This window comes from Candidatus Omnitrophota bacterium (assembly GCA_040755155.1).
Lineage (GTDB): Bacteria > Hinthialibacterota > Hinthialibacteria > Hinthialibacterales > Hinthialibacteraceae > JBFMBP01.
Map to the genome: position 1 here is coordinate 1 of JBFMBP010000060.1, position 22,175 is coordinate 22,175.

Annotated in this window: 22 protein-coding genes and 1 pseudogene; 10 read left to right on the forward strand and 13 right to left on the reverse strand. The window is 51.1% G+C overall.

The genetic code is table 11. The features are described from left to right. The first annotated feature begins 363 nt into the window (after window positions 1-363). Window positions 364-1,131: a type II secretion system protein gene (locus AB1656_07870; GenBank protein MEW6235288.1), complete on the forward strand. Its 768-nt coding sequence runs from the start codon at window positions 364-366 to the stop codon at window positions 1,129-1,131. Between the two features lie 88 nt (window positions 1,132-1,219). After that, window positions 1,220-1,969 carry a class I SAM-dependent methyltransferase gene (locus tag AB1656_07875; GenBank protein ID MEW6235289.1) on the forward strand — a complete coding sequence of 250 codons (750 nt, stop codon included), beginning with the start codon at window positions 1,220-1,222 and terminating at the stop codon, window positions 1,967-1,969. 115 nt (window positions 1,970-2,084) lie between these two features. Here AB1656_07875 and AB1656_07880 read toward each other — a convergent pair whose 3' ends face one another. Continuing rightward, window positions 2,085-2,894, reverse strand: a complete 810-nt coding sequence (locus tag AB1656_07880) for an SUMF1/EgtB/PvdO family nonheme iron enzyme (protein MEW6235290.1) — start codon at window positions 2,892-2,894, stop codon at window positions 2,085-2,087. A 228-nt stretch (window positions 2,895-3,122) separates the two neighbouring features. On the opposite strand from AB1656_07880, the gene AB1656_07885 reads away from it, so the two are divergent. From AB1656_07885 to AB1656_07905, 5 genes and pseudogenes are all read left to right on the forward strand, one after another. After that, on the forward strand, window positions 3,123-4,199 hold the full coding sequence (locus tag AB1656_07885; GenBank protein MEW6235291.1) for a hypothetical protein: 1,077 nt from the start codon (window positions 3,123-3,125) through the stop codon (window positions 4,197-4,199). A gap of 560 nt (window positions 4,200-4,759) precedes the next feature. Then, a complete protein-coding gene (locus AB1656_07890; protein ID MEW6235292.1) occupies window positions 4,760-4,993 on the forward strand; it encodes a plasmid stabilization protein in 234 nt (77 codons plus the stop codon). Window positions 4,994-5,066: 73 nt separating this feature from the next. After that, a pseudogene (locus AB1656_07895) lies at window positions 5,067-5,156 on the forward strand (DUF4160 domain-containing protein). Beyond that, on the forward strand, window positions 5,116-5,355 hold the full coding sequence (locus AB1656_07900) for a hypothetical protein (protein ID MEW6235293.1): 240 nt from the start codon (window positions 5,116-5,118) through the stop codon (window positions 5,353-5,355). The pseudogene AB1656_07895 and the gene AB1656_07900 overlap by 41 nt, the downstream one beginning before the upstream one ends. An 8-nt stretch (window positions 5,356-5,363) precedes the next feature. Then, entirely contained in the window at window positions 5,364-5,633 is a 270-nt protein-coding gene (locus tag AB1656_07905) for a DUF2442 domain-containing protein (protein MEW6235294.1), read from the forward strand. A gap of 72 nt (window positions 5,634-5,705) precedes the next feature. Here AB1656_07905 and aroC read toward each other — a convergent pair whose 3' ends face one another. From aroC to AB1656_07930, 5 genes are all read right to left on the reverse strand, one after another. Continuing rightward, window positions 5,706-6,812, reverse strand: a complete 1,107-nt coding sequence (gene aroC / locus AB1656_07910) for a chorismate synthase (GenBank protein MEW6235295.1) — start codon at window positions 6,810-6,812, stop codon at window positions 5,706-5,708. A 418-nt stretch (window positions 6,813-7,230) separates the two neighbouring features. Continuing rightward, window positions 7,231-8,694, reverse strand: coding sequence for a GDSL-type esterase/lipase family protein (locus AB1656_07915; GenBank protein ID MEW6235296.1), 1,464 nt, complete (start codon window positions 8,692-8,694; stop codon window positions 7,231-7,233). Between the two features lie 109 nt (window positions 8,695-8,803). Further along, window positions 8,804-10,096, reverse strand: coding sequence for a DUF362 domain-containing protein (locus AB1656_07920; GenBank protein MEW6235297.1), 1,293 nt, complete (start codon window positions 10,094-10,096; stop codon window positions 8,804-8,806). A 268-nt stretch (window positions 10,097-10,364) separates the two neighbouring features. Next, complete coding sequence (locus tag AB1656_07925) at window positions 10,365-10,541, reverse strand: hypothetical protein (GenBank protein MEW6235298.1); 177 nt, start codon at window positions 10,539-10,541, stop codon at window positions 10,365-10,367. A gap of 84 nt (window positions 10,542-10,625) precedes the next feature. Beyond that, window positions 10,626-10,826 carry a hypothetical protein gene (locus tag AB1656_07930; protein ID MEW6235299.1) on the reverse strand — a complete coding sequence of 67 codons (201 nt, stop codon included), beginning with the start codon at window positions 10,824-10,826 and terminating at the stop codon, window positions 10,626-10,628. 326 nt (window positions 10,827-11,152) lie between these two features. Here AB1656_07930 and AB1656_07935 point away from each other — a divergent pair, with 326 nt between their 5' ends. After that, window positions 11,153-11,611: a YbhB/YbcL family Raf kinase inhibitor-like protein gene (locus tag AB1656_07935; GenBank protein ID MEW6235300.1), complete on the forward strand. Its 459-nt coding sequence runs from the start codon at window positions 11,153-11,155 to the stop codon at window positions 11,609-11,611. A 96-nt stretch (window positions 11,612-11,707) separates the two neighbouring features. Here the strand turns inward: AB1656_07935 and AB1656_07940 are convergent, their stop codons facing one another. The 7 genes from AB1656_07940 to AB1656_07970 form a co-directional block, all read right to left on the reverse strand. Next, complete coding sequence (locus AB1656_07940) at window positions 11,708-13,105, reverse strand: tetratricopeptide repeat protein (protein MEW6235301.1); 1,398 nt, start codon at window positions 13,103-13,105, stop codon at window positions 11,708-11,710. Window positions 13,106-13,282: 177 nt separating this feature from the next. Beyond that, complete coding sequence (locus tag AB1656_07945) at window positions 13,283-13,459, reverse strand: type II toxin-antitoxin system HicB family antitoxin (GenBank protein MEW6235302.1); 177 nt, start codon at window positions 13,457-13,459, stop codon at window positions 13,283-13,285. A 218-nt stretch (window positions 13,460-13,677) separates the two neighbouring features. Continuing rightward, the gene (locus AB1656_07950; protein MEW6235303.1) at window positions 13,678-14,940 is read right to left on the reverse strand and encodes a competence/damage-inducible protein A; all 1,263 of its coding nucleotides are present in this window, start codon (window positions 14,938-14,940) and stop codon (window positions 13,678-13,680) included. 94 nt (window positions 14,941-15,034) lie between these two features. Next, window positions 15,035-15,556, reverse strand: a complete 522-nt coding sequence (locus tag AB1656_07955) for a dual specificity protein phosphatase family protein (GenBank protein ID MEW6235304.1) — start codon at window positions 15,554-15,556, stop codon at window positions 15,035-15,037. Continuing rightward, the gene (locus AB1656_07960) at window positions 15,557-18,643 is read right to left on the reverse strand and encodes a cyclic nucleotide-binding domain-containing protein (protein ID MEW6235305.1); all 3,087 of its coding nucleotides are present in this window, start codon (window positions 18,641-18,643) and stop codon (window positions 15,557-15,559) included. A 120-nt stretch (window positions 18,644-18,763) separates the two neighbouring features. Next, a complete protein-coding gene (locus tag AB1656_07965) occupies window positions 18,764-19,156 on the reverse strand; it encodes a type II secretion system protein GspG (GenBank protein MEW6235306.1) in 393 nt (130 codons plus the stop codon). 256 nt (window positions 19,157-19,412) lie between these two features. Then, window positions 19,413-21,182, reverse strand: coding sequence for a glycosyltransferase (locus AB1656_07970; protein MEW6235307.1), 1,770 nt, complete (start codon window positions 21,180-21,182; stop codon window positions 19,413-19,415). A gap of 186 nt (window positions 21,183-21,368) precedes the next feature. On the opposite strand from AB1656_07970, the gene AB1656_07975 reads away from it, so the two are divergent. Next, on the forward strand, window positions 21,369-21,626 hold the full coding sequence (locus tag AB1656_07975; GenBank protein ID MEW6235308.1) for a hypothetical protein: 258 nt from the start codon (window positions 21,369-21,371) through the stop codon (window positions 21,624-21,626). Further along, window positions 21,623-22,051 (forward strand): PIN domain-containing protein, encoded by a 429-nt coding sequence (locus AB1656_07980; GenBank protein ID MEW6235309.1) that lies wholly within the window; start codon window positions 21,623-21,625, stop codon window positions 22,049-22,051. Before AB1656_07975 ends, AB1656_07980 begins: the two co-directional genes overlap by 4 nt. Window positions 22,052-22,175 lie beyond the last annotated feature (124 nt).

Below are 22,175 nucleotides of genomic sequence, written 5' to 3' on the forward strand. Positions count from 1 at the left end.
CTCCATAATTCCTCCCCCAAGCTTGGGGGAGGTTAGGAGGGGGTTGCTTTAAGTCTAACATAATCAACCCCCCTCTAACTCCCCCCAAGCTTGGGGGGAGAATTTAAAAGCGGATTTTATTAATTTTACAAGAGCCTCAACTCTTTAAAAAATTCATCTAACTAGAATAGCATGAGAGCGTCTGGATGCGAAGACAAAAAAGTTGACATCTTTACGCCGATATCTTATTATTTTAAGTAAGATGATTTCAAAAAAAAAATTTTTGGCAAGGGTAGGCGTTTAAAAATCGTTTGCAAACGTTTATACTCCAATAGAGATATTGTAACGCTTTTTTTATAAACTACTTATAAATAGAGACTTATTATGAGAAAAAAAGGATTTTCGCTTGTAGAATTGCTTGTCGTCGTATCCATCATCGGGATATTAGCTGTTATCTTGGTTCCTAACGTTCAGGAGAATATACGCCGCGCCAAAATCGCAAAGACGAAAGCTTTAATTAGTAGTTTGAGTTTTGCTATTATTTCCTATAAGAACGATTTTGGGAAATATCCTCCAAGTTATAATCCACAGCAGTTGCATATAGCTTTGACGGAAAAGGGAAAGACTCCTTATGAAGCGGATAGCAACGAGCAACTATTGATACATCAAGGAGATAGCCTTTGGGTTAATCCCGAACGGCCTTCCGATGACCGGCGAGAGCGTATTATAACGCTTTTAGGAATTCCTGCGGACGCTCGTTCCGCTCAATCCGATGATTACGTTTTCGTAGACGCTTGGGGAAACACGATTTATTATGTCAACAGCGATGATTACAATCCTGGAGGAAGAACGGATTTTAGGAATCCCCGCCAAGGAACAAATTTAGATTCTCCTTGCGCCTATGAGATGAGAGAAGGAAAACGGTATAAACCCTTTAAACCCACCACATTTCAGATTATTTCCTTTGGACCCGATGGAACTACGATCACGCCCTCGACAAAAAATGGAGGAATTGGATCGATGATCGATGGGGATAAAGTGGATAACGACGAAGACGGTAAATTGGATAACGAGGATCGCGTGAGGGAAGGCGATCTTACTGGCGACGATCCTGACGTACTCGCTGAGGACGATATAACGAATTTCATGTGATCTTCCATTTTTAACGCCAGACGCTTAGCATGAGCATATAACATAAAAAGGGCGTAAATTCTTACGCCCTTTTTTAATGGATAAACTTTTGCAAAAGGAAATTTACCGCCTAAATTACCAATTGGAGGAAACCCATTGGTGGTTCCTCGGACGCCGAGATATCTTTTTTTCTTCAATCCGGCGATTGATCCATCAAGAGAAACTCTCTCCGCCCTTACATATCCTCGATTATGGCTGTGGAACAGGAGGAATTACGCTGGCTCTATCTGCTTTTGGCATGGTTTTGGGCGCCGATGAGAGCGATGACGCTATTGCTTTTTGCCGTTCCAGAGGTCTCGATAATATTCAAAAAGTCACTTCTCCGCGCGAATTGCCGGAAGCGGCTTTCGATCTCGTCTGTTGTCTTGATGCGCTCGAACATGTAGAGGACGATGTTCTTCTTCTTGGCGAATTGCGCCGCGCTCTCCGGCCAAGAGGGATCCTATTAATTACCGTTCCCGCGCTGCCGATGCTTTGGGGAGGTGAAGACGTCGTCTCCCATCATGTTCGGCGCTACCGGCGCCGTGAATTGGCTGATAAACTGACGCAAGCCGGATTTTCTACGGTGCGAGCATCCTATTTCAATACGTTATTACTGCCCGCGATATTCGGCAAACGGCTTTTCAATCGTTTTTTTCGTCCCTCTACGCTGAACCGTTCTGATCTTTATCCTGTTTGGCCGCCGTTGAACGCAATCCTCTATCGCATATTTTCCGCCGAACGGATCCTCATGCCGTATATTTCATATCCACTCGGCGCCTCGCTTCTTTTTATTGCACAAAAAGAAGAGAAAATATGATGATGAATGAGGAGTGATAAATGATGAAAAAATTGGTTGACTTCGCTTCGCTGTATGACCACGAAAGGTATTAATCAAGGGCAGAAAAACATTGCCCTTGCCAACCGCCCCGCGTTTACTCCCCCCTAGCGATACGGAATCCCGCTACAGCGTTATAAACCATGCTTGTTTCCGGCGCGGCGCCGCTGCGAAATGAGGTTTGGAAGCAACGCGGGTAGACCATCCAGTAACACCCGCCCCGGATTACGCGGTTTTTCCTGCTTGCATCAACCCAATCCGCGCACCATTCCTCCACATTGCCCGCCATATCATGGCAGCCGTAGGGGCTGACGCCTGCGGGAAACGAACCGCGAGGCGCTGCGAATCTATATCCATCGATTTTTCCGTCCGGTTCTAGTTCCGTTCGTGGATGATCGTTCCAATTGCACGCTTTCGGATTCCAACGGTTTCCCCAAGGATAAAGCCGCCCATCCGTTCCACGCGCCGCTTTTTCCCATTCGATTTCCAAGGGCAAGCGAAAAGGCTCGCCTGTCTTGAAGGCTAACCATCGGCAATAGGCTTCCGCCTCGTAGTAACTTACGCCTGCGACGGGAAGATCGTCGCCGGGAAAACGATCCGGTTGGATGGCCTTATCGAATTCTGATCGGTATGCGTTCCCTTCCGCCGACCAAAATTGTGGGCGTTTGTAGCCATCGTCCTGAACGAAGCGAAGATATTCCCGGTGGGTGGTTTCATAAACGGCGATGGAAAAAGCGGGACACTCAACGATTTTTTGCGCAATATCCCAGCGGCGGAAGGGAAAGTCGCGGCTGCTTGACATCGAGGCGCCGTAGATAAACGGACCCGCTGGAATCGCAACCATTTTCGGTATGATTGGCTCTACAGCGCTAGCGGAGGAAAGTGCGATCGTTATCCATGCGGTCACGAAGAAGCATGGCAACCTAAATCTGTGAAAACCTTGAATCATTCCCAGCATCGGTTTATTTTCGAAACAATGAGTTATGCAATCATGGGTCCCGCTTCGTTCGGCGCGCCCAATATCTCTTAAATCATTCTATACAGCGAATCTTTTTCGGGTCAACTACAATTTAGAGTAAATCAGCAAGAAAAATGGCTTTAAAAATAAATATTGAACGACTCATCGATGATAGTAATGAAAGTTCCTTTAAAATCTCCATGGTTTTGGGCAGTTATCGCTATCGCGGGATTACGCCTCTATTATTGCTTTTCGGTTCCGTTATACACAACAGATATTTTCCGCAACCTGGGTTACGGCCTCGAGTTCCAGCATTACGGCTTCTTGGTTTATGCAATGACTCCGTACGATTTCGCCGCCGAACCGTATCAGTATTTTTGGCCGAATCACGAATATCCTTATCCCGCCGTAACGCTTCTTTTTTATGCCGCCGTGGCCAAAGTCTGGGCCTGCATCTTTTTCGCTAAACTGGTCTTTACATTGATTGATTTTATTAACGCCTGGCTCGTTTACAAAGTCACGGACGACCGGATTTGCGCGTTGCTCTATTTCTTTTATCCCATCTGCCTATGGTATGTTTCCCGCGAGGGGGAATTCGAACCGCTGGTAAACTTTTTCATGCTGCTCGCCCTGTGGATGCAGCGCCGGCGGCATTCCTCGGCGCTCTTCTTTCTCTCGCTGGCGGTGCAGACGAAACTTTTTCCCATTTTTCTTCTGCCGTGGATGCTGGCGCAGATCCTGCGCCTGCCGAAGCGAAAAATTCTGGCTTGCGCCGTTTGGGGCGCCGCTGGGTGGCTGCCCAGCGCGATGGCGGCGTTGAACAGCCATTATTTGGAGCATCTTTTCAGTCCCGGCTACGTTCCCATCAGCAACACTATCAGTTGGGCGATTCTGCACCCCGATCTGCTGGGCTTTACGCCTTTTTGGCTGGCGCTGGCCCATTTCATCGCAGGAGTGATTTTCGCGGGAGCGTCCTTCTATTGCATCCGTCAGGAAAACCGGTTTCTGCCCTACCTGGCGCCGTTGGTTTTCGTCACTTTCGTAAAGTCCAATCCCATCGGGCAATTCTGGTATATGATCCTAACGCCGGTTTTCTGCCTCACCGTGGAAAATCCGCGCCATCGCCGACTGCTGATGGCGCTCTCCTGGCTCTTCAGCCTGCGCTCGTCCCTCAGCATCCTCATCGGCCCCTTCGCCTATCAAAATCCTAGGCCGGTCTACGAGATTTTGCAGAAGGCGATGTTTGGGATTTGATAACATCCAGATTCTGAATGGATTAAAATAATAGTTTTGTTGGCGGGCTGCGCATCGTTTTGAGTCTTAAATAACTCATGTTACGCGCAAGAATAAGTTGGAGAAATCTATTATGATCGCCGTTTTGAATCACGAAAGCACGAAATAAAAATAAAAAAAGAAAATCACGAAAAAAACAATTGGCGTATGGGATCGCTCCGTGGAAAGGATTTTTCCGTGGAAACCTAAAGAAACCGTGATTCAAAAATTTCGTGGAATTCGAGTCTTTTCGTGGGTTCGTGATTCAATAACGAAAAAAAAGAAACCCTCCCTGTTCTTTTGAAAGGTTCTTCTAATTGGCGATGGAATACCAACGCCGAAAGTGAAAGAACATTGACTGCGTAACATGAGTTAAATAACTTTTATTTTGGGAAACGGTGCGGAGTAAAACGCTTGGGGCGCGAAGGCTTCCAGGATTTTTTACGATGCGTCCAGTTTAATCGTGATGGCGTAATTTTCTTGTTTGTCACGCTGCTTTTGAGTATGATAAAACGATAGACATTGGTCAGGAGAATCGCTTCATGAACGAACTCGTTCTTCGAGATTTGAATGGACTCTTGCTCGAACGGCTCCATCAAAACGCTGCTCTACACGGCGTTAGCGTGGAAGAAGAGGCGAAGAAAATCCTCGCCGCCGCCGTTAGCGCTACGGCTCAAAACTCCTTGCTAGATCGTGCGCGCGCCATCCGCGAACGAAACGCGCATCTCCAAAAAACCAATACATTGGTTTTATTGCGACAGGATCGGGACAAGTAAAAAAAGGCGCGCTGCGCTTCGCTTGCAGATCACCCTACGCGACGGCCTAGTCGAAAAAAAGGATATCCAGTACATGCCCGAAATATCCCGATTTTTAGGCATAATCATCCGCATGTTTTACGATGAGCATAATCCTCCTCATCTTCATGCAGAGTATGCGGGGAATAAAGCGCTTTTGGATTTTCAAGGCAACATTCTTCGCGGTGATCTTGGATCGCGAGCGGCCTTCCGGCTTGTTTGGATCGCGAGCGGCCTTCCGGCTTGTGCGGGAATGGATCGACATTCACGTGGATGAATTAATAGAAGACTGGGAACTTGCAAGAAATGGAAAAGAGTTGAAAAAAATCGCTCCATTGGATTGAGGTCGATTATGTGGAAACTCCAAGATGTCAAATCGATAGAGTACCGGCGCGGGTATGCTTTTTTCATTGCCTTCGACGATGGGCTTGAGGGCGAGGTTGATTTCTCGGAGTATCTTGGCAAGGGACCCATATTTGAACCGTTGAGAGACAAATCGTTTTTTCGCAAAGCATACATCGATGGAGGAACTATCGCGTGGCCGAATGGCGCGGACATTGCGCCTGAGACGTTATACGAGAAGATCGAAAACGCTAATAAGGCGCCTCTGCATAACTCCTGAGTAAAAATGGCAGAATGCGTTTTTATTTTTTTGCGAGTTCACTTTCTCCCACTCGATCCGAATTTGATCCCATCATTTTCTTATCCTATTCATTTCCTTTTCCCCCAAATTCATCCGCTGCAACAAATAATGATCCGCCAGCGTCAGCGCGGACATGGCTTCTACGATGGGGACGGCGCGGGGGAGGACGCAGGGATCGTGGCGGCCTTTTGGTTTTAGGATAGTGTTTTTGCCTTGCGGCGTTACGGTCTTTTGGGGTTGCAGGATAGTCGCCGTGGGTTTGAAGGCGATGCGGAAGACGATGTTTTCGCCGTTGCTGATGCCGCCTTGGACGCCTCCCGACCGGTTAGTGCGCGTTCTTATGCGGCCTTTGGACGAATAGAATAAATCGTTGTGTTCGGAGCCTTTCATGAGGGCGGAAGAGAATCCCGAACCGATCTCGAAGCCTTTCGTCGCCGGGATGGAGAGCATGGCTTTGGCCAGGTCCGCTTCCAGGCGGTCGAAGACGGGATCGCCTAGGCCCGGCGGGACGTTGCGAATGACGCACTCGATAATTCCGCCGAGGGAGTCGCCTTCTTTGCGCGTCTTGTCGATCAGTTCGAACATCTTCTGCGCCGCCTCTGGATCGGGGCAGCGCACGGGATTTTTTTCCACTTGAGACAGTTTGACTTTTTTTGGATCGATCTCGCCGATCAGGTCGTAAATCTGCTTGACGTAGGCGACGATTTCGATATTTTCCCATTGCTGCAAAAGTTTCTTGGCGATGGCGCCCGCCGCTACGCGGCCGATGGTTTCGCGGGCGCTGGCGCGTCCCCCGCCGCGATAGTCGCGGAAGCCGTATTTGGCGTCGTAGGTATAATCGGCGTGGGAAGGGCGGTAGGCCTCCTGCATTTCGCTGTAATCCTGCGGGCGGGCGTCTTGGTTCCACACCATCATGGAGATGGGCGTTCCCAAGGTTTTGCCCTCGAAGACGCCGGAGAGGATTTGCACGGCGTCGGCTTCGCCGCGCTGGGTGGTGATGCGGCTCTGGCCGGGGCGGCGCCGGTCCAACTCGAATTGGATTTCCGATTCGGCGAGCTCGATGCGGGGCGGGCAGCCGTCGACGACGACGCCGACGCCTCCGCCGTGCGATTCGCCCCACGTGGCGATTCGGAATACGCGGCCATAGATGCTGCCCATAGACATGCCCTCATTTCAATGATGAGTGATGAATGATGAAAAAAAAATAATAACTCATGTTACGCGAGATTCAAAAGTTGAAGTAGTCAATTAGAATCGCCGTTTCGAATCGCGAAAACACGAAACGAAAAAGAAAAACACGAAAAAAAGAAAAAAAAGTTTGCGCATGGGATCGCTTTGTGAAATGCTTTTTTTCCGTAAAGTCCAAAAGAATCCGCGATATCGGTGATGCAAAAATTTCGTGGAATTCGAGCCTTTTCGTGGTTTCGTGATTCAATAACGCAACAAAAATGAAATCCTTGCTGCTCTTTTAAACGATTCTTCTACTTGGCGTTGTAAACAACGCCGCAAGCTAAAGATCAATGGCTGCGTAATATGAGATAATAATACTTGGATTATATTTCGCTTTAAGCCAGTCCTAATTTTGCCTTTTCTTCAATTCCTTCGCTTCCTGAAGAGTTAGGCGGGCTAGGCGGTTAGCTATGATCTTGTGGCCCAATTCATTGGGAAATTCGCCGTTGGCCTGCATCAGGTAAGCGAAAGGTATTTTGCCATAAATATACGTTAAAGAATACCAATGAACCGGCCCATCCGCTCCATTGGGATCGAGCCGGAAGAATAGCATGTTATTTTTTAAAGTATTTTCCCATTTTTCCGGCTGCGGCGACCAGCGTCCCTTGACGCCGCTGTTGGTGAACGCGAAATAGAACGGCTGCTTTTCGTCGAGGGCGATTTCCAACGACCAGACGCGGTCGTCCGCCCTCTCGTCGCCCTGCCGTCCCGCGTCGTTGAGGGCGGCGGCGTTGGGAACGCCTGCGCCCAGGCTGGGATGATTGCCAACGATATACATGCTTTGAGGAACGTTTACTGTGGGCGGAACATAGACGCGGAAGAGGGCGCGATAGGATTCGCCAGGATTTCTGCCATAGAATCCCGCCGGTTCCAAGTTCAGCTCGAAGGCCTTGCGCCGCTCTTCTTCCCCGCCTAGTTGATCGAATAACCCGCGGGCATTGAGCAATGGCGCATCGAAATCCTCCGACAGGCGCTGCAATTCGGGAAAAGTTTCGAAATTGAGCAGATTCGAATGGACGAGTATGGATCGCCCGCCTTGGGATTGCTGATATTTCATAATGGCGGCTAGATGGGCGTAATACTCCTTCGGCGCCGTCCGCCGAAACCAGAAATCCTTTCGTTCATTCGCTTGGATCTTTTGCGCCAGTTCTTTAATTCCTTCGGCCCGCATCCGGTTTTGGCGCCAATGCCAGAAACCGCTAAAACGATCGGCCATGCGGCTGAATCCACTCAGACCATTTACAAGATTATGCTGCTGGAGCAGGGAAAAAATCTCGCTCTCCGCCATGCGCGTTTCTTGGGAATCGTAGAGACCTACGGCGAGAATCAAGATGTCCGGCTGGAAGTTATTCGCTAATTTTTCAAACTGCTTCAGGGCGTGAAAAGAGGTAAAGCCCGGCGCCGCGAAGTTGAGAACTTCGAATGCGTCTCCGCCATCTTGATTCAACCCCTGCTCTAAAAGCCGTGGGAAAGCCTTCTCTTCCCGAATTCCCCAGCCGAAAGCGATGGAATCCCCGATTATCGCCGCGCGAATCGTTCCTGGCTTTTTATGCGAAGAAATTTCAGGATTGCGCATGCCATAGGAGTTGGTGGAGACAGTGAAATCTTCGATTTTCACATCGCGTAGATTGGAGCGCATGGCGCCGTATGCGCCTGCTAGGAACAGCGGCTCCCACTGCGGCGCCGCGACGCTGGGCGCCGTAGGAGATGGGGCGGCGATTAATATCCGCAAGACGGCGTCTAAGCAACCCCCCCCCATTAAAATCAGCGCGAGAACGATTACGATTCGGTTGACGATGCGATTAGACATAAAAATTTAATGATGAATGATGAGTGATGAATGATGAAAAAGAATAGCGTTCAATACGGCCATCTTATTATTTATCCAGATGGAGAGGGAAACGATATTCATTCTTCGTTTATTTGGATTCCGTCTGCGCCGCTTTCTGTTGGGCGCGGCGCTTGCGGGCGGCGAATTCGGGCGCTTCCTTGATGCAGCTGCCTAAAATTCCCACGCCGCGAGCAAGGATGCTGCCGGTTCCCAAGACCGCTTTCGAGGGCGGTTCGCCCACTTCGAGGAAGCCTTTTTCGTCCGGCTGTAATTTTTCCCAGTTGTGGAAAAGCCGTCCCCAGTCGCTTTGCAGGCATTCCAACACGCGGTTGTTGCCGAAGCGGGGATACCAATACATGTCATGATAGGCGACGCTGGCGATGTAAGACCACGGCGCCAGCCAGGTTTTGAGCGACCATTCCACCCAATTCTTTAGGCCGCCCCAATATATTTTATGCTGCATATTGGCGGCGAAGGTGAGGTGTTTAAACGGTCCTTCGAAGTTCCAATTTTCCTGGGCGGCGTCCATGTCCCCCACGAGTTCGATTTCCTTGGGATCGCCGCAACCCAGCCCTTTCTCATGCGCAAGGCGGATGAACTTGATCTCCATCGGATTGAATCCCATCAGTTTGGCCGCCACGGCGTCGATGGCCACTTGGTCGGCGGAGGCCAGAATTACGTTCTTGACATGAGGAATCATGCAGCGCGGCCCTGGGCCGTCGCCCGCGAAGGTTCCGTCCATGACGGCGAACAAACCGCGATGGATTTTCTTTTGGATCATCAGCAAATCTACTAAGGTTTCGTGAATGACGGTATGCGTCCAATGGCGCCGCTCGTTGAGTAGGCCGCCGAAGGCGTTTTTCATCGCTCCCGTCGTCGTGGTGAAGACGTGGGTTTTGATGGTGGGCAGGTGGATGATATTCTCGCCGAGGAAGCGCTTGGGTATGGAAAAGCCTTGAGGGTAAACCTCGTTGAGGCAGAGGAATTCTTTGGCCAGATCGCCTACCGCCTCGCGCACGTCGATCCACTCTTCCCCTTCGTAGAGATGCACGTTGCGCAGGCCGTGCGCCTGGATGGGTTGAATCTGCTTGTTTTCACGCTCGCCGAGGTGGGAATCGATGACCACAGTGCGGTTGTGGCAGCCGTGGATTAGGTTGGGATCGTAGCCGTCCCGCTTCATGGCGCGGATCACGCCTTCCAACTGCCAAGGCGTGGTGGAGCAGCCGGGATAGAAGAAATGCCAGCTGATGTTGATCTTCAAGGCGGTATCGGCGTCCTTGGCGATGGCGTCTTGATATCCAGCGAGATTCAGCAACTCATGGTAATCTTCCAACACCGTGCGGGGACGGGTGCGAAGGATGGCGACTTTGGAATAGGGCACGAAATTTCACCTCGAACAATAAATATCCCAAATTGGAAACCGCCAGGCGGCCAATCACTCAACGCGCCGCCTAGCCGAATTGTAACCGCGCCCTGACCAGGAAACAACAGACGACGGCGGGAGGGATGAGGAGGGATGAGGAGGGATGAAAGATGAAGTGGGAAAGCTGACATGAAAGAATAGAAGGAATAGCAGTGTTTTGGAGTTTGAAGTACGAGATCGCGAAGATTAATGACTTGGATTTTCTGGACTGGAAAAACATCAGCAACTAACTTATTTGTTTATTTATTCTTCTATACTCATCATGAGCGCCGATCCAAATCCAAATAAAATCATCACCATCGGCAACAGCCAGCGCTCGATAGTCCATTCCAATTCGGGCCGACCATACTTTACCGATCTTCTTGAAGTGAAGAGAAGGATGCCATGGATTGCTTTTCAACAATTCGAAATTCTCCTGCGCCAATTTTTGAATCTGGATGGGTATTTGTTCGAAACAACGCCAAAATCGAGCTTATGGAGGGTGCATTTAGAGGTTTTTCAAACTCCCTTTGGATTTCTCGGTTAATGCTTCGTTCGCGAGAAAGTCCAACCTTCCCGCTTGTGAATCCGCAAGAATCTCCTTGTCCCAATTCTCCCAATCTTTTTCGGAAAACCATTTTCTTAACTGGGCGATGTCATCATCCGGCAAAGATTCGATGGCTGTCTTGATTTCTTCAACCGTCAGCATTGTATTTTACCTTCTTTCGCGGTTGTTCATGAAAAAGGCGGCGTTTTCTTTCGCGAGTAATTATAACGCGTTTTTCAAGATTTCCTTGCGGAAAAACTTATTGACGTCAAACGAAAGAAAATCCATTCTAATCCCGAAAGAAAAAGAATAATATCGTTAACGTACGCTTTCGTTTCGGAGAAAGCAATCTTTCTATTGATGGGAGCGGCGAGACATGAAATCTTTGATATTGGCTCGATTTTTTACGCCTGGCCATCGTCGGACTGGCGTGTCTTATCACCTTGGCTTGTTCGCATAATCAATCCGTGGAAGAGGGAGGCGATATCATGAAATTGACGGTGAAAAGCGCGGCGTTTCAAGAGGGGGGTATGATTCCAAAATCATATACTTGCGATGGGAAGAATGTTTCTCCCCCGTTGGCATGGGATCATGGCCCGGCGGAGACGAAGGGTTACGCCCTGATCTGCGACGATCCCGACGCGCCGATGGGGACTTGGGTGCATTGGGTGCTTTTCAATCTTCCCGCCAGCATCGTCGAGCTGCCGGAGAACGTCCCCGCCAAGGAGACGTTGGAGAATGGGGCCAGACACGGAATCAACGATTTCCGCAAGTTAGGCTATGGCGGCCCCTGCCCGCCCAGCGGGACGCATCGCTATTTCTTCCGGGTCTATGCGCTGGACGCCGAGATGGCCCTCAAGCCCGGCGCCAGCAAGGCGGAGTTGGTAAAGGCGATGAAGGGGCGCGTGCTGGCGGAAGGGCAATTGATGGGGAAGTATAAGCGGTGATTTGGGGGAATGATGAGTGAAGAATGATGAATGAAATATACCGATAAGGCATGTAAAGGAGGGAACGCGTTTTTCGCCCTGTCGGTCCAACAATCTCTATAGGCGTTTGAGGAGGAAGTAGACGAAGTAGGTTATGGCGGTCAGTTGGAAGAAAACCACGATCCAAAAACGCCAGTCGCAGGCTAGATTTTTTTCGTTCTTTTCAGGAGCGAGCGCAATATGAGCTTGATAGAGGGCGTCATTTTTCTTTTGAAAGCGCTTTTTTATCGTTGAGATCGCTTTGCGCAGTTCTTCGCGGCATTCGGCGTTGGCGGGATCGGTGAGAGACATTTCGAGGAGGGGAAGTTTTTCGATTTCGCCAAACCGGCCAACGTATCGCGCCGCGATTTTCCTTATGGACGGAAGAGGATCCTTCAATCCTTCGACGATGACGGCGAGAAAGCCGCCGTCGTTGCGTTTATCGAAGTAATCGTAGGCCGCTTCTCTTACGTAGCTAACGGGATCTTCCAGCAGGGGGAGAATGCCGTTGGGGACTTCGTAGCCAAAAGCGGTTTGGTAGCGGATCACGCTTTCGCGCACGGGCGCCGAGGGAGAATCGATAAAGGAGAGCAGGGCTTTGGAGATGCGGTCGTTTCCGAATTCCTTAAGCGCGTGAATTTGATGCAGCATTCGTTCTTCGTCGCCGTCGAACAGTTTGGGAAGCATTTCGTCGATCTGTCGTTCGATGGAGCGGATATCTTCCAGGCGCAGCCGCACCAGCAACGCTTCCTCCTTGCTGATGGCGAGGCGTTCGAAGATGTTGCGGGCCAGGCTGAGGCATTTGGCTTCGATGAAGTGTTCGCCGAGGTCGCAGAGGATTTTGTGATCGGCGTTTTTATCCGCCAGGAGCCGGACGGCGATATCGCGGGCGGCGGCGATGCGGCGAAGTTTGAGATTGGCGATGGCGAGCCAGTAATTGGCGCCGGCGTATATCTGGGGTTGTTGTTCGCGTTCGAGGAGTTGTTCGAACGCATCAATGGATTGTTCGAACAATCCCTGTTCGAAAAGCGCGCGGCCCCAGAGCCCCAGGCTGATGGGCTGAATTTGGCCAACAAGCGAGGCGCGGTGGAAAAAGCGCACGGCTTCGCGGTAATCCTGGCTTTCGAAATGAAGCCGCGCCAGGTGTTCGAGAAAGAGGCTGCACGTTGGTTCCAGTTCCACGGCTTTTTCGTAGCGCTCACGGGCGAATTCGAGATCGCCGCCTTCATGGCAAGCATAGGCGAGATGGAAATGGCAAAGGGCGCAGCCGGGATCGGTTTCGACGGCCTTTTTGTATTGCTGGACGGCTTCCTTGATATGGCCTTGGCTCAGAAATTTTTTCCCGGCGTCGAGATGTTGCTTCACTTCGCGCTTGACCATGAAGGTAAGTTTATCCACGTTGGCGGGAGTAGAATCGCCGTCAGCGGGATCCAAGGGCGTAAAGCGCTTGAAGAAGAGTTTTTTTTCTTTTTTCATATTCGAAAAGAAAATAGTTTCCTACAAATTCGTCTTCTCTTAATTACGAAATATTCCATCCCATTTTACACACGTTTTTCGTCCGCCGCAATTCGGGAAGAGGAGAATTTCCTTTCACTGAAGAGGATGACGATGGCACTCCGTGACTTGACTATGATTCTCTTTTTGTGGAATCGATTACCCATGTTTTAAAAGAGATACCAAATGTTGTTCAACAGCTTCTCTGAAATTGCGTTTTGTTTCTTCAATGGCTTTACCGTTGCTGAAACAACCTGGAAGCGTTGGGCTGCAAGCATGATACCCCTCATCATCGGGTTCTTTTTCGATCAGTATTTCGAAGGTATAGTATTTCATCACCTTTTTATTCTCAATAAGTTATAGTTTCCAAGCATTATTGGATTAAACGTCCTGTTTACGGGCAGAAAAAACGTTGCCCTTACCGCTCTATCTTGCCGTTCTTCTAATCATACGCGTTTTTCTTGCTGAAAAACACGTTTATCTATATCGAATCTGATGGTTGATGGCGTTGTATCCATTATCGATGAATTCTATAAAGGCTTTAAAGAATCGTTTCATGAATGCGGTTCGATCTGCGAAAGGAGGCGGCGCAGTTGATCCAAGGCGTAGACGACGCTGCGTTGGCGGATAGTTTGGCGTCCAGGAGGGAATTGGACGCAGAAGGGATAAACGGCGCCGTTTTTGTGCGCGGCGGCGATCCAGACGGTTCCTACCGGTTTTTGCGGCGTTCCGCCGGAGGGTCCGGCGATGCCGGTGATGGCGGCGCTCCAATCGGCGCTGAAGCGCTGGATGGCGCCAAGGGCCATCTCGCAGGCGGTTTCACGGCTGACGGCGCCAAAGTTTTGCAGCGTATCCCCGCGGACGCCGAGGAGATTTTGCTTCGCTGAATTGCCGTAAGCAATGACGCCGCCGAGGAAATAGTCTGAAGAACCGGGGACGGAAACGATCTGCGCTCCAAGAAGGCCGCCGGTGCAGGATTCGGCGACGCAAAGCGTCTCGCCGCGGTGAGCGAGAAGGCCGCCGGTTTTTTCTTCCAATTCGCCGCCGTCTTCGGAGTAGAGAAACGCGCCGATTTCGCGGCTGATGGTTTGGGCGTAGGTATGCAAGCGCTGTTGGAAGGCGGGTGCGTCTTGGGGGTAAGAGAGCTTCAGGTCTACCAATGCCGGGCGCGAGAGAAGAGAGATGGCGATCTCTGGATCGCCGTCCGTCATATTGCGCAGGAGTTGATCGACGGTGGATTCGCCGATGCAGGAAAAGTGCATTTGGATAGAAAGCGCTTGGGATGGAATCAGGAGTCTTTTTTTAAGAAATGGGACGACGTCGTCAAGAACCATCGGCTCCAGCTCGCGTGGCGGACCGGGGAGAGCGACGGCGATTTTATCGTTTTTGTCGAAGACGAGGCCGGGAGCGGTGCCGTTGGGATTGGGGATGAAAAAGCCATCGACAGGGACAAAGGCTTGACGCTTGTTGTTTTCCGTCATGGATTTGCCCATCATTCGGAAACGCTCGCGGATCGCTTCCAGAACTTCGGGTTGGAATCGCATAGGGATATCCATCGCTTGGGAGAGAGCCTCGCGAGTGAGATCGTCCACGGTGGGGCCTAAGCCGCCGGTCATAATCAACAAATCGGCTTTTTCGAATGTGGAACGGATAGCATTTGTCAAGTCGTCTAACTTGTCGTTGGCGAGAACGCATTGGCGGCATTGCAAGCCAATAGGCGATAAGGCGTTAGTCAGAAAATGAATATGCGCATCCTGTCGCCGGCCGCTAAGAATTTCATCGCCGCTGATGAGGAGAACGTATTGGTTGTTGTTCATTGTTTGTTTTGGCCTTTGCGATCGAATCGAAGAATATTTTATCGTAAAATGGGACTGATTGTTCAGTCCAGACTGGCGTTAACAAGTCGTTTTTTCAACGATTCTCGTTAGGGGGCGAATCGGAGCGTTGAATTTCGTATTCGAAGACGGCTTCTTCCTGCCAGAGGGTTTCGATGGCGCCGGGGCGGATGCGGCGGACTAAGCGGATGGCTTCATTGGCCGTGCGGCCTTTGTGGACGAGGTAGCAGGCGATCATGGTTCCGGTGCGTCCGGCGCCGCTGAAGCAATGGAGGACGACGGGACGTCCTTCGTCGATGTTTTGTCGGGCGAATTGCATAAAATCGAGAATCTGGCTGGGAGTGGGGGCGGTCATGTCGGGGATGGGGATATGGAGATATTGCAGACCTGCTTTCGTCAGTTCTTGGGAATCGAGAGGTTCTTCGGTTAGAGTAACGACGGCGCCGACGCCGCGGCGGCGGAGATCTTCCGTTTCGCGGCGCAATTCTTCCAGGGCGGCGTTTTCTGGATTTTGCAGATAGAGGGCGGCTCCGGCGGAAGTGGGAAGAGCCATCCCGGCGATTTCATTTTCGAGTATCCAGTAGAAGTTGGAAAGCATTCAACCAGACGCTTCCTTTCCATGAAGCCGGATGGCATCTTCTTCGACGGCCCGGAAGATTTGGGGCGGCGTCAAAAGATTATTGATGGATTCCGAAAAAAGGGCGCGGTCCAGGATAAGAATTTGGCAGAGGCCATCAGAACGAAGCCATTTTTGATAGGGGGCGTTATCCAGGCATTCTTCCAATCCTAGCAACGCGCCTTGGCGGACGATTTCGGATTGGCCGTTGGAGACGAGGGCAGCCTGGCCTGATAGAAGAATGGCGATTTCGTTGTAACGTTCGCCGAAACGGAAGGATTCGCCGTCTTGCAGAACGAGGCGGCGGGCTTCGATGCAGACGCGGGCGTTAAGCGAAGGGGAGAACTCGCGGAAGACGGGGGCGCCGTCCATTCGTTGCAGCCAGTAGTCGCCGGATTCCGCCTCGCGGAGGGCCGCCGACATCTTCGGCAGATCCGGAGCGATGTCCTGGCGGGAAACGAGCAGAGCGAGCGAGGATTCCAGGGCGCGTACGGCGGCAGTGCGATTGCATCCGGAGAGAAAACCGATCTCGCCTACGTAAGCGCCCGAATCGAGTATGGCCAGGATCGTGCGTCCAAAGGCATGGTCGGCTTCGACGGAGATGCGTCCGCTTACGACGACGAAGATGGAGCGTCCCGGCTCGTTCTGAACGATCATGGCGTCGCCAGGATCGAAAAGCGCGATGCGGGCGCGGGGGGACAATTGGTGAATTTCGCGTCCGATATTGGCGAACGAAGGTACTTTCGTCAGCCATTGTTCAACTTTTTCTTTGGTCCAATCCGTCAGGTGGGGCACGGAGACGGAAACGGGCAGAAGCGTGAACAGGCGGCGCGCCGCGCTCCAGGGCGCCGTCATAATGGCGCGGCGGGTAATGGCGCGCATGGCGGCGGCGCCCCCAAGGGCGTTGAAATCCGCGAAGAAGCGGCGGGCGGTCTCTTCGTTTAATTCCGCCGAAGGGGCGATAGCTGGCTTGCCGTTGTAGAAATTGGCGGCGGCGGCGAGGAATGCTTCGCCGAGACGCGGAATATCCCAATCGGGGATTAAGGGGGACTCATTTTCGGCTTCCGACAGGAGAAGCGCCGTTTTGGAAGCGGAAGATATGCGCAGCGACAAGCCGCCCAGCGCCAGTAAAACGCCCGATAGAACCAGAGCGGCGCGGACGGCGATGGAAGCGTTGGCTTGCGGATTCCAATAGAGGCCAAGGAAGACGATCAGGATCGCCGCTGTCAGAAGCGGCGTAGAATGATTGCGCAGACTGCCTCGCATAGCCGTTCCCGCGATCGAAATGGCGGCAACCAATGCCGCGGCGATGCGCGCGCCTGATCCCCACGCATCGGCATTGAAAGGAATCCAACGAATCAAGGAAATCAAAATGAGAAGCGCCAGAATGGAGGCGATTAGGATTCGTTGGAGGAAAGAACCGGAAAATTGCAGAGAGGAGAATTTCAGATAGTAGAGATCGAGCAGATAAACGGCAAAGGCGGCCATCACCAGCAAACCCAAGCTTTGGATGAAATAGAAAAATAAGGGGGGCGCGACGGCTTCATTTGGAATTTCCAAAGAAAGATCGGAAGACGGAGATATATCCACGACGGGGCTGCAGGCTGCGAACAGGACGATGAGAACGCCAGCGAAAGCAACGAAGAGAACGATCGCCGGTTCAAAGCCGCCGCCTTCCCGGCGCCAGGCGAAGACGCCGGACGCCGCGAGAAACAATCCGCCGATCATAGACGAAATGACGAAGATTCCCAGGCCGCGCGGGCTGAGATTCCAAACAAGTTGAACGGAGAGGAAAATGGCGGCGGCAAGGAATATGCTGACGATCAAGTGATCGCGCTGAGGCCAATAGCGATTACGGATTTCGCGAAGCATTTCTCGGAAGAGCCAGATGAAAAAAGCGGCGATGGCCGAAAGAAAGGCCACGGCGAAAAGAGCCAAAAGGAAGAAAAGAGTGGCTAGGACGACGGGCTTTTCTTCCTGGAGAAAGTGATTTACAAGGATGGGCAGATTGAAACGGAAGACGATCGTGATCAGCCGGATGAGGATAAAGGCGCCGATGAGGGTCCAAACGCCCCAACCCAGAAGCAATTTCTCATGGGGTAGGTTTTCCTGAGCGTTGCGGGAGAGGCTGCGGAGGGCTTTTCGAACCGCCTTCGTCATTATCCAGAAAACCGATTCGCCCCGAAGGCGGAGAACGATATCGCGAGAAAGGACGGTGGAGTTCCAGGGAGCGCTCAACAGAAAGGAGGCCAGCCACCAGGATGCGGCGAGATGAAATAGCCATTCGCGGCGGATTCCCTGGCTATGTGCGGCGATGATGAGGGCGGCGCTGGAGAGAAAAAGCAGCATAAAAACCGGTGCGAGCGAAGCCAGCAAACTTCTTTTCAGGGAAAAAGCGCGAAGACGGCGGGCGTCGAGGCGGAAAATGGGAACGCCGTAACGATAGTCGGCCAGGATGCGCACGGGGGCCGGGTGGACGGTTCGCAGCGTCATGGAGGCGAACCAGGAGGCGAGCAGGCATCCGCCGATCAAAGAGACCAAAACGATGAGAAGAGCTAAGGCGACGGAATTGTTGACGATCAAAGGCGTTTCGCTGGCGAGTACGCCCCAACCTTCAATTATACCGTAACAAAGCGTCAGCAGTGAAAGCGCGGCGAAGATGGGGGAGATCATAATGCGTCCGGCCCATTTTTCTAAAGGACCAAGGAGAGGCCGGCAAGTAAAGGCGCTGCAGGGTTGATCCCACCCTCCCCAGTAGCCTTTTCCTTCCGGCTCCCATTTTAGTGACCAGGGGCTTTCTTCCAAAAAACCGAAGCGGTCGAGATCCCAAAGGAGCTGACGCAAGTCCGCAAGGTTAGCGATTTCTTCTTTTACGCAGAGTTTGACGATGTCGGCGATGGTGCGCGCGCCGTCCATGAGGTCGACGAGCCTTTTTTCCGCGCAAGAAATTCCCAACGCGGCGCCGCTGCCGGAGGCGATGAGGATCAGTTCCGAAGGGTGATCTTCCGAGGGCCGAATGGTCTTGGGCTTGAGTCTTGGACGAAAGGAAAAGAAGTATTTATCCGGCATGGTTTTTATTTTTTATGCGTCCTTCAATGAGTATCTTCGAGATTTCGAAAGATCGTTATTATCCGTTTTGCAAGCGAAAGGAGCGATTACTATGGCTATCGATGGATCGAACTCGAACCATCAGCGGACGAAAGGACGTATAACGTTGTTTGGGTATTGCGTAAAGATATCGTCTTTGGTTCCACGGGTTTGATCGGGACCGAAACAGAGAATTTCGACGGCGTTCGTTAAAAAAACGTATTTCTTTTTCCAGGGATCGGTGATGACTTTCTCGAAGGGAGTGTCGAATTCGCTTTCGAAGAATTTTTGGAACTCCAGGATAGTTTGAGGATAGCGATTGTATGCGTAGTAGTGTTCCATCAACTTGCCGTGCATGAGTTTCATTTGGGCGTGGGCGGCGTTAACGGCGGCGCCGTCCATCACGCCCAGGATGGCGTCCTGCACCGAACCAGTGGCGAATTTGGCCATAATTCCTATAACGGCGGCTTTAGTTAACAACGTGGCGATGCTCATGGTTTTTCTCCATCGGGATAGAGAATGGGATGCTTCCAAACCGCAATAACATAATGGATCGCCATTATCGAATACGAATTTCATCTACTATATCGAATTCATTCCATCAAATCAATGATGGATTTCAACATTAAATGATGAATGACGAATGGCGAATGGAAAGTAGTGAATAATGAGGATAGCGGCGGGCTTCGCTTTGCTTTGAGCCTATCTTGCGCAACTTATGTAATTTTAAATTCTCATCATTCATCACTCGTCATTTTATTTTTGGGATATTCTGAAATATCCGTTGAAGGCGTTGGCGGTAAAGATGGTTTTTGCGGACGGCCTGTTGGCCCGCCAGGGCGATGGTTCGCCGTTCGTCTTCATGGATCAGGTAGTAATTGATTTTTTGGCGCAATTCTTCGCGGGTGCGGAAGGTTTCCAGTTCCACGCCGATGCGGAACATTTTTTCCATGAAGGGGCGGTGTTCGGTGAGGAGAAAACCCCCGCAAGCCATAACGTCGAAGAGGCGGACGGTGGGAGAATCGACGCATTGAATGTTGAATGTGTTGAGGCTGATCTTGCTCAAGCGGTAAATCCAAGGCGTCTCGTGGATAAAATCGGCCGGATGGCCTTGATAAAGGGAGGCGATTTCTCCGACAAGAGATGAGTAGGACCAACCAAGATCGCCGAAGAGACGGATGGGAAGATCCATCAGCGAGGAAAGAAAATGGAGGCGGACGAAGAAGGTGGCTAGGTCTTCTAGGAGAATGACGCGGCGATTTTTGGAGAAGCCGGGGAATTGGAGATCGAACTCCATAAATTCTTGATAAGGAATGGATTGTCCCTGGACGAGGTAGCGTTCGACAAAATTCCGCAACGCCTGGATGGGGGGAGCGTTTTGGGAGATGAGGCGCATAAAAGATTCATCCATTCTTTGCAAACCCGTTGAGCCGACAAAAGTAACGTCCATTTGCGGGGGCAAGCCGGGAGGCGGATTACCGGGCAGGTCATCGCTGTATGCGGCGGCGGCGGGAAGGTATTCGACGTGCGCCTGGCTAAGAATTTGGAGGCGTTGGGCATGAAAGGGATCGAAACAGTAGATGCGGTCGAAGGAGTTGAAGAATTCTTCACCCAGGGAATATCGAAAGGGATCGTCGAAACACCAAACCACGCGGTGAACGCCTTGCTCTTTCATACTCCGCCATTGGTTAGGAGAGAAAACTGTATGTGTGAAGGCCATTATGGCGGAAGGCAGCGGATCACCGAGGCATTCGCGCCAGGAATCGTCTTTAGAAAGAAATCTCGTCCAGTAATTGGGACGGAAGACGCGGGACGCGCGCCAACCGATAGTATGGGCTTCCTCTTGGAGCAGGGGGAGAATATCGACGTGGGCGCTGCCGGCGGCGAAGGCGGCGGTATGAACGGCGATTTTAGGCGCCGTAGAAAAAAGCAGGCGGGAACGTTCGGCGCTTTTGGGCATGAAGCGTTGAAGATCGTCCAAGGCGGATTGTTCTTGGGATGAGAGGATTCGTCCCGGAAGAACCATGAAGCCTTTTTGGGCAAGCGATCCATAAGTTTCCAACAATTCAACGGCTTGGGGCTGCGCCTTGGCGCCGGTTAAAAGAAGCAAGTTGGGCAATGGAAACAGGCGGCTCCAATCGATGGTTTGGAGAGCGGCGAAAAGGATGTCGTATTCGGGTTCGATGATAACGAGCAGCAAACGATCAAGTTCGGAGGCGATTTCCTGTAGGAGGCGGCCTAGGCCGCAGGACCATAAAATCACAGCGCCGGAGGGCATTCGCCGTATTTCCTGAACGCGGTCGGCGCATTCTCGTTCGAATTCGGGGGGAAGAAGATCAATGCGCTCGTTAGCGGCGATTTTAAATAATGTTAACTTGCCCGACAATCCCGGCTCGACGAAATAAGGGCTTGGAATCCTCTGCTCGCGCTGTACGCGAAGATGCTCCAACAGGCCTTTGGCGGCGTGAACGTGAAGGCGATGGAGCAGCGACAAATTTTGTTGGGGGATGGCGGGATTCATGGATTTTCATTATCATAGGAATGTTATGCAACATAATCTCTCTAATTTAAAGAGGATTCAAGAGAAAAGGAATTATCCTCTTTCTTGATTGAATGGCGATTCCAACGCGATTAAGCTGATTGGAGAGTGCGCAATTAAGTTATGTTTAAAAGTAAAAAATTTAGGGAAAAAAAAGGACTGTGGATTATGAACCATAAAGTAATGGAAGAAATTATCGCAAAATCGGATCTATTGAGTTCGGAAGAGCAACAGCAAATTATTGCCGTTTTAACGGAAAAAGTCCAAAAGTCCGCAAGGATGCAGGTCAAGCCTCCGCGAAAGTGGCTGGATATGGTTGGACGGCTTCCCTATCCCGCCTGTGGAGAAGACGCGCAAATCCATATCTCCCGGAATCGCCGCGAAACAAACAACCATCGGGAAAATTCAAATAGAGACCAGCCATGATCCACAATTCATTTCAAGGGATTCGTAAAATATTTCTTGATTCTGCGCCGGTCATTTATTTTGTCGAACAACATCCGGTTTATTATTCTTTGTTGAAACCCGTATTCGAACGGATTGATAATGGCGAATGGAAAGCGGTTATTTCTCCTATTACTATTGCGGAATGCCTGATTATTCCTTTGCGTATGGGAAATCACGAAACCACCGAAGCCTTCATCGATTTATTTGGAAATGGCGCATCGGTCGCTTGCGCATCCCTTCAATCTTCAGCAGCGCAAAAAGCCGCCGAAATCCGAGCTCGTCATAATTTAACATTGCTTGACTCTTTTCAAATAGCGGCGGCGATTGAAAACCAATGCGATGTTTTCTTAACAAATGACAAAGAGTTACGCCGGTTAACCGCGCCCAAGATTATAACACTGTAAAGTGTACCCCATTGTCAAGACAGAAAAACGGGAAAAAGTGGTGGAATTCCGCTTGCGCCTTCGTGAATGCCTGAAGTCCCGTTTGGCCTGAATTCGAGGGTGGGCAACGGAAGGAGGCCGTAGG

Excerpts from the sequence above, each read along its gene's own strand:
- AB1656_07870 (MEW6235288.1), top strand. The coding sequence starts at position 364 with ATGAGAAAAAAAGGATTTTCGCTTGTAGAATTGCTTGTCGTCGTATCC.
- AB1656_07885 (MEW6235291.1), top strand. The coding sequence starts at position 3,123 with ATGAAAGTTCCTTTAAAATCTCCATGGTTTTGGGCAGTTATCGCTATC.
- AB1656_07890 (MEW6235292.1), top strand. The coding sequence starts at position 4,760 with ATGAACGAACTCGTTCTTCGAGATTTGAATGGACTCTTGCTCGAACGG.
- AB1656_07900 (MEW6235293.1), top strand. The coding sequence starts at position 5,116 with ATGAGCATAATCCTCCTCATCTTCATGCAGAGTATGCGGGGAATAAAG.
- AB1656_07905 (MEW6235294.1), top strand. The coding sequence starts at position 5,364 with ATGTGGAAACTCCAAGATGTCAAATCGATAGAGTACCGGCGCGGGTAT.
- aroC (MEW6235295.1), bottom strand. The coding sequence starts at position 6,812 with ATGGGCAGCATCTATGGCCGCGTATTCCGAATCGCCACGTGGGGCGAA.
- AB1656_07915 (MEW6235296.1), bottom strand. The coding sequence starts at position 8,694 with ATGTCTAATCGCATCGTCAACCGAATCGTAATCGTTCTCGCGCTGATT.
- AB1656_07930 (MEW6235299.1), bottom strand. The coding sequence starts at position 10,826 with ATGCTGACGGTTGAAGAAATCAAGACAGCCATCGAATCTTTGCCGGAT.
- AB1656_07935 (MEW6235300.1), top strand. The coding sequence starts at position 11,153 with ATGAAATTGACGGTGAAAAGCGCGGCGTTTCAAGAGGGGGGTATGATT.
- AB1656_07940 (MEW6235301.1), bottom strand. The coding sequence starts at position 13,105 with ATGAAAAAAGAAAAAAAACTCTTCTTCAAGCGCTTTACGCCCTTGGAT.
- AB1656_07945 (MEW6235302.1), bottom strand. The coding sequence starts at position 13,459 with ATGAAATACTATACCTTCGAAATACTGATCGAAAAAGAACCCGATGAT.
- AB1656_07950 (MEW6235303.1), bottom strand. The coding sequence starts at position 14,940 with ATGAACAACAACCAATACGTTCTCCTCATCAGCGGCGATGAAATTCTT.
- AB1656_07955 (MEW6235304.1), bottom strand. The coding sequence starts at position 15,556 with ATGCTTTCCAACTTCTACTGGATACTCGAAAATGAAATCGCCGGGATG.
- AB1656_07960 (MEW6235305.1), bottom strand. The coding sequence starts at position 18,643 with ATGCCGGATAAATACTTCTTTTCCTTTCGTCCAAGACTCAAGCCCAAG.
- AB1656_07965 (MEW6235306.1), bottom strand. The coding sequence starts at position 19,156 with ATGAGCATCGCCACGTTGTTAACTAAAGCCGCCGTTATAGGAATTATG.
- AB1656_07970 (MEW6235307.1), bottom strand. The coding sequence starts at position 21,182 with ATGAATCCCGCCATCCCCCAACAAAATTTGTCGCTGCTCCATCGCCTT.
- AB1656_07975 (MEW6235308.1), top strand. The coding sequence starts at position 21,369 with ATGAACCATAAAGTAATGGAAGAAATTATCGCAAAATCGGATCTATTG.
- AB1656_07980 (MEW6235309.1), top strand. The coding sequence starts at position 21,623 with ATGATCCACAATTCATTTCAAGGGATTCGTAAAATATTTCTTGATTCT.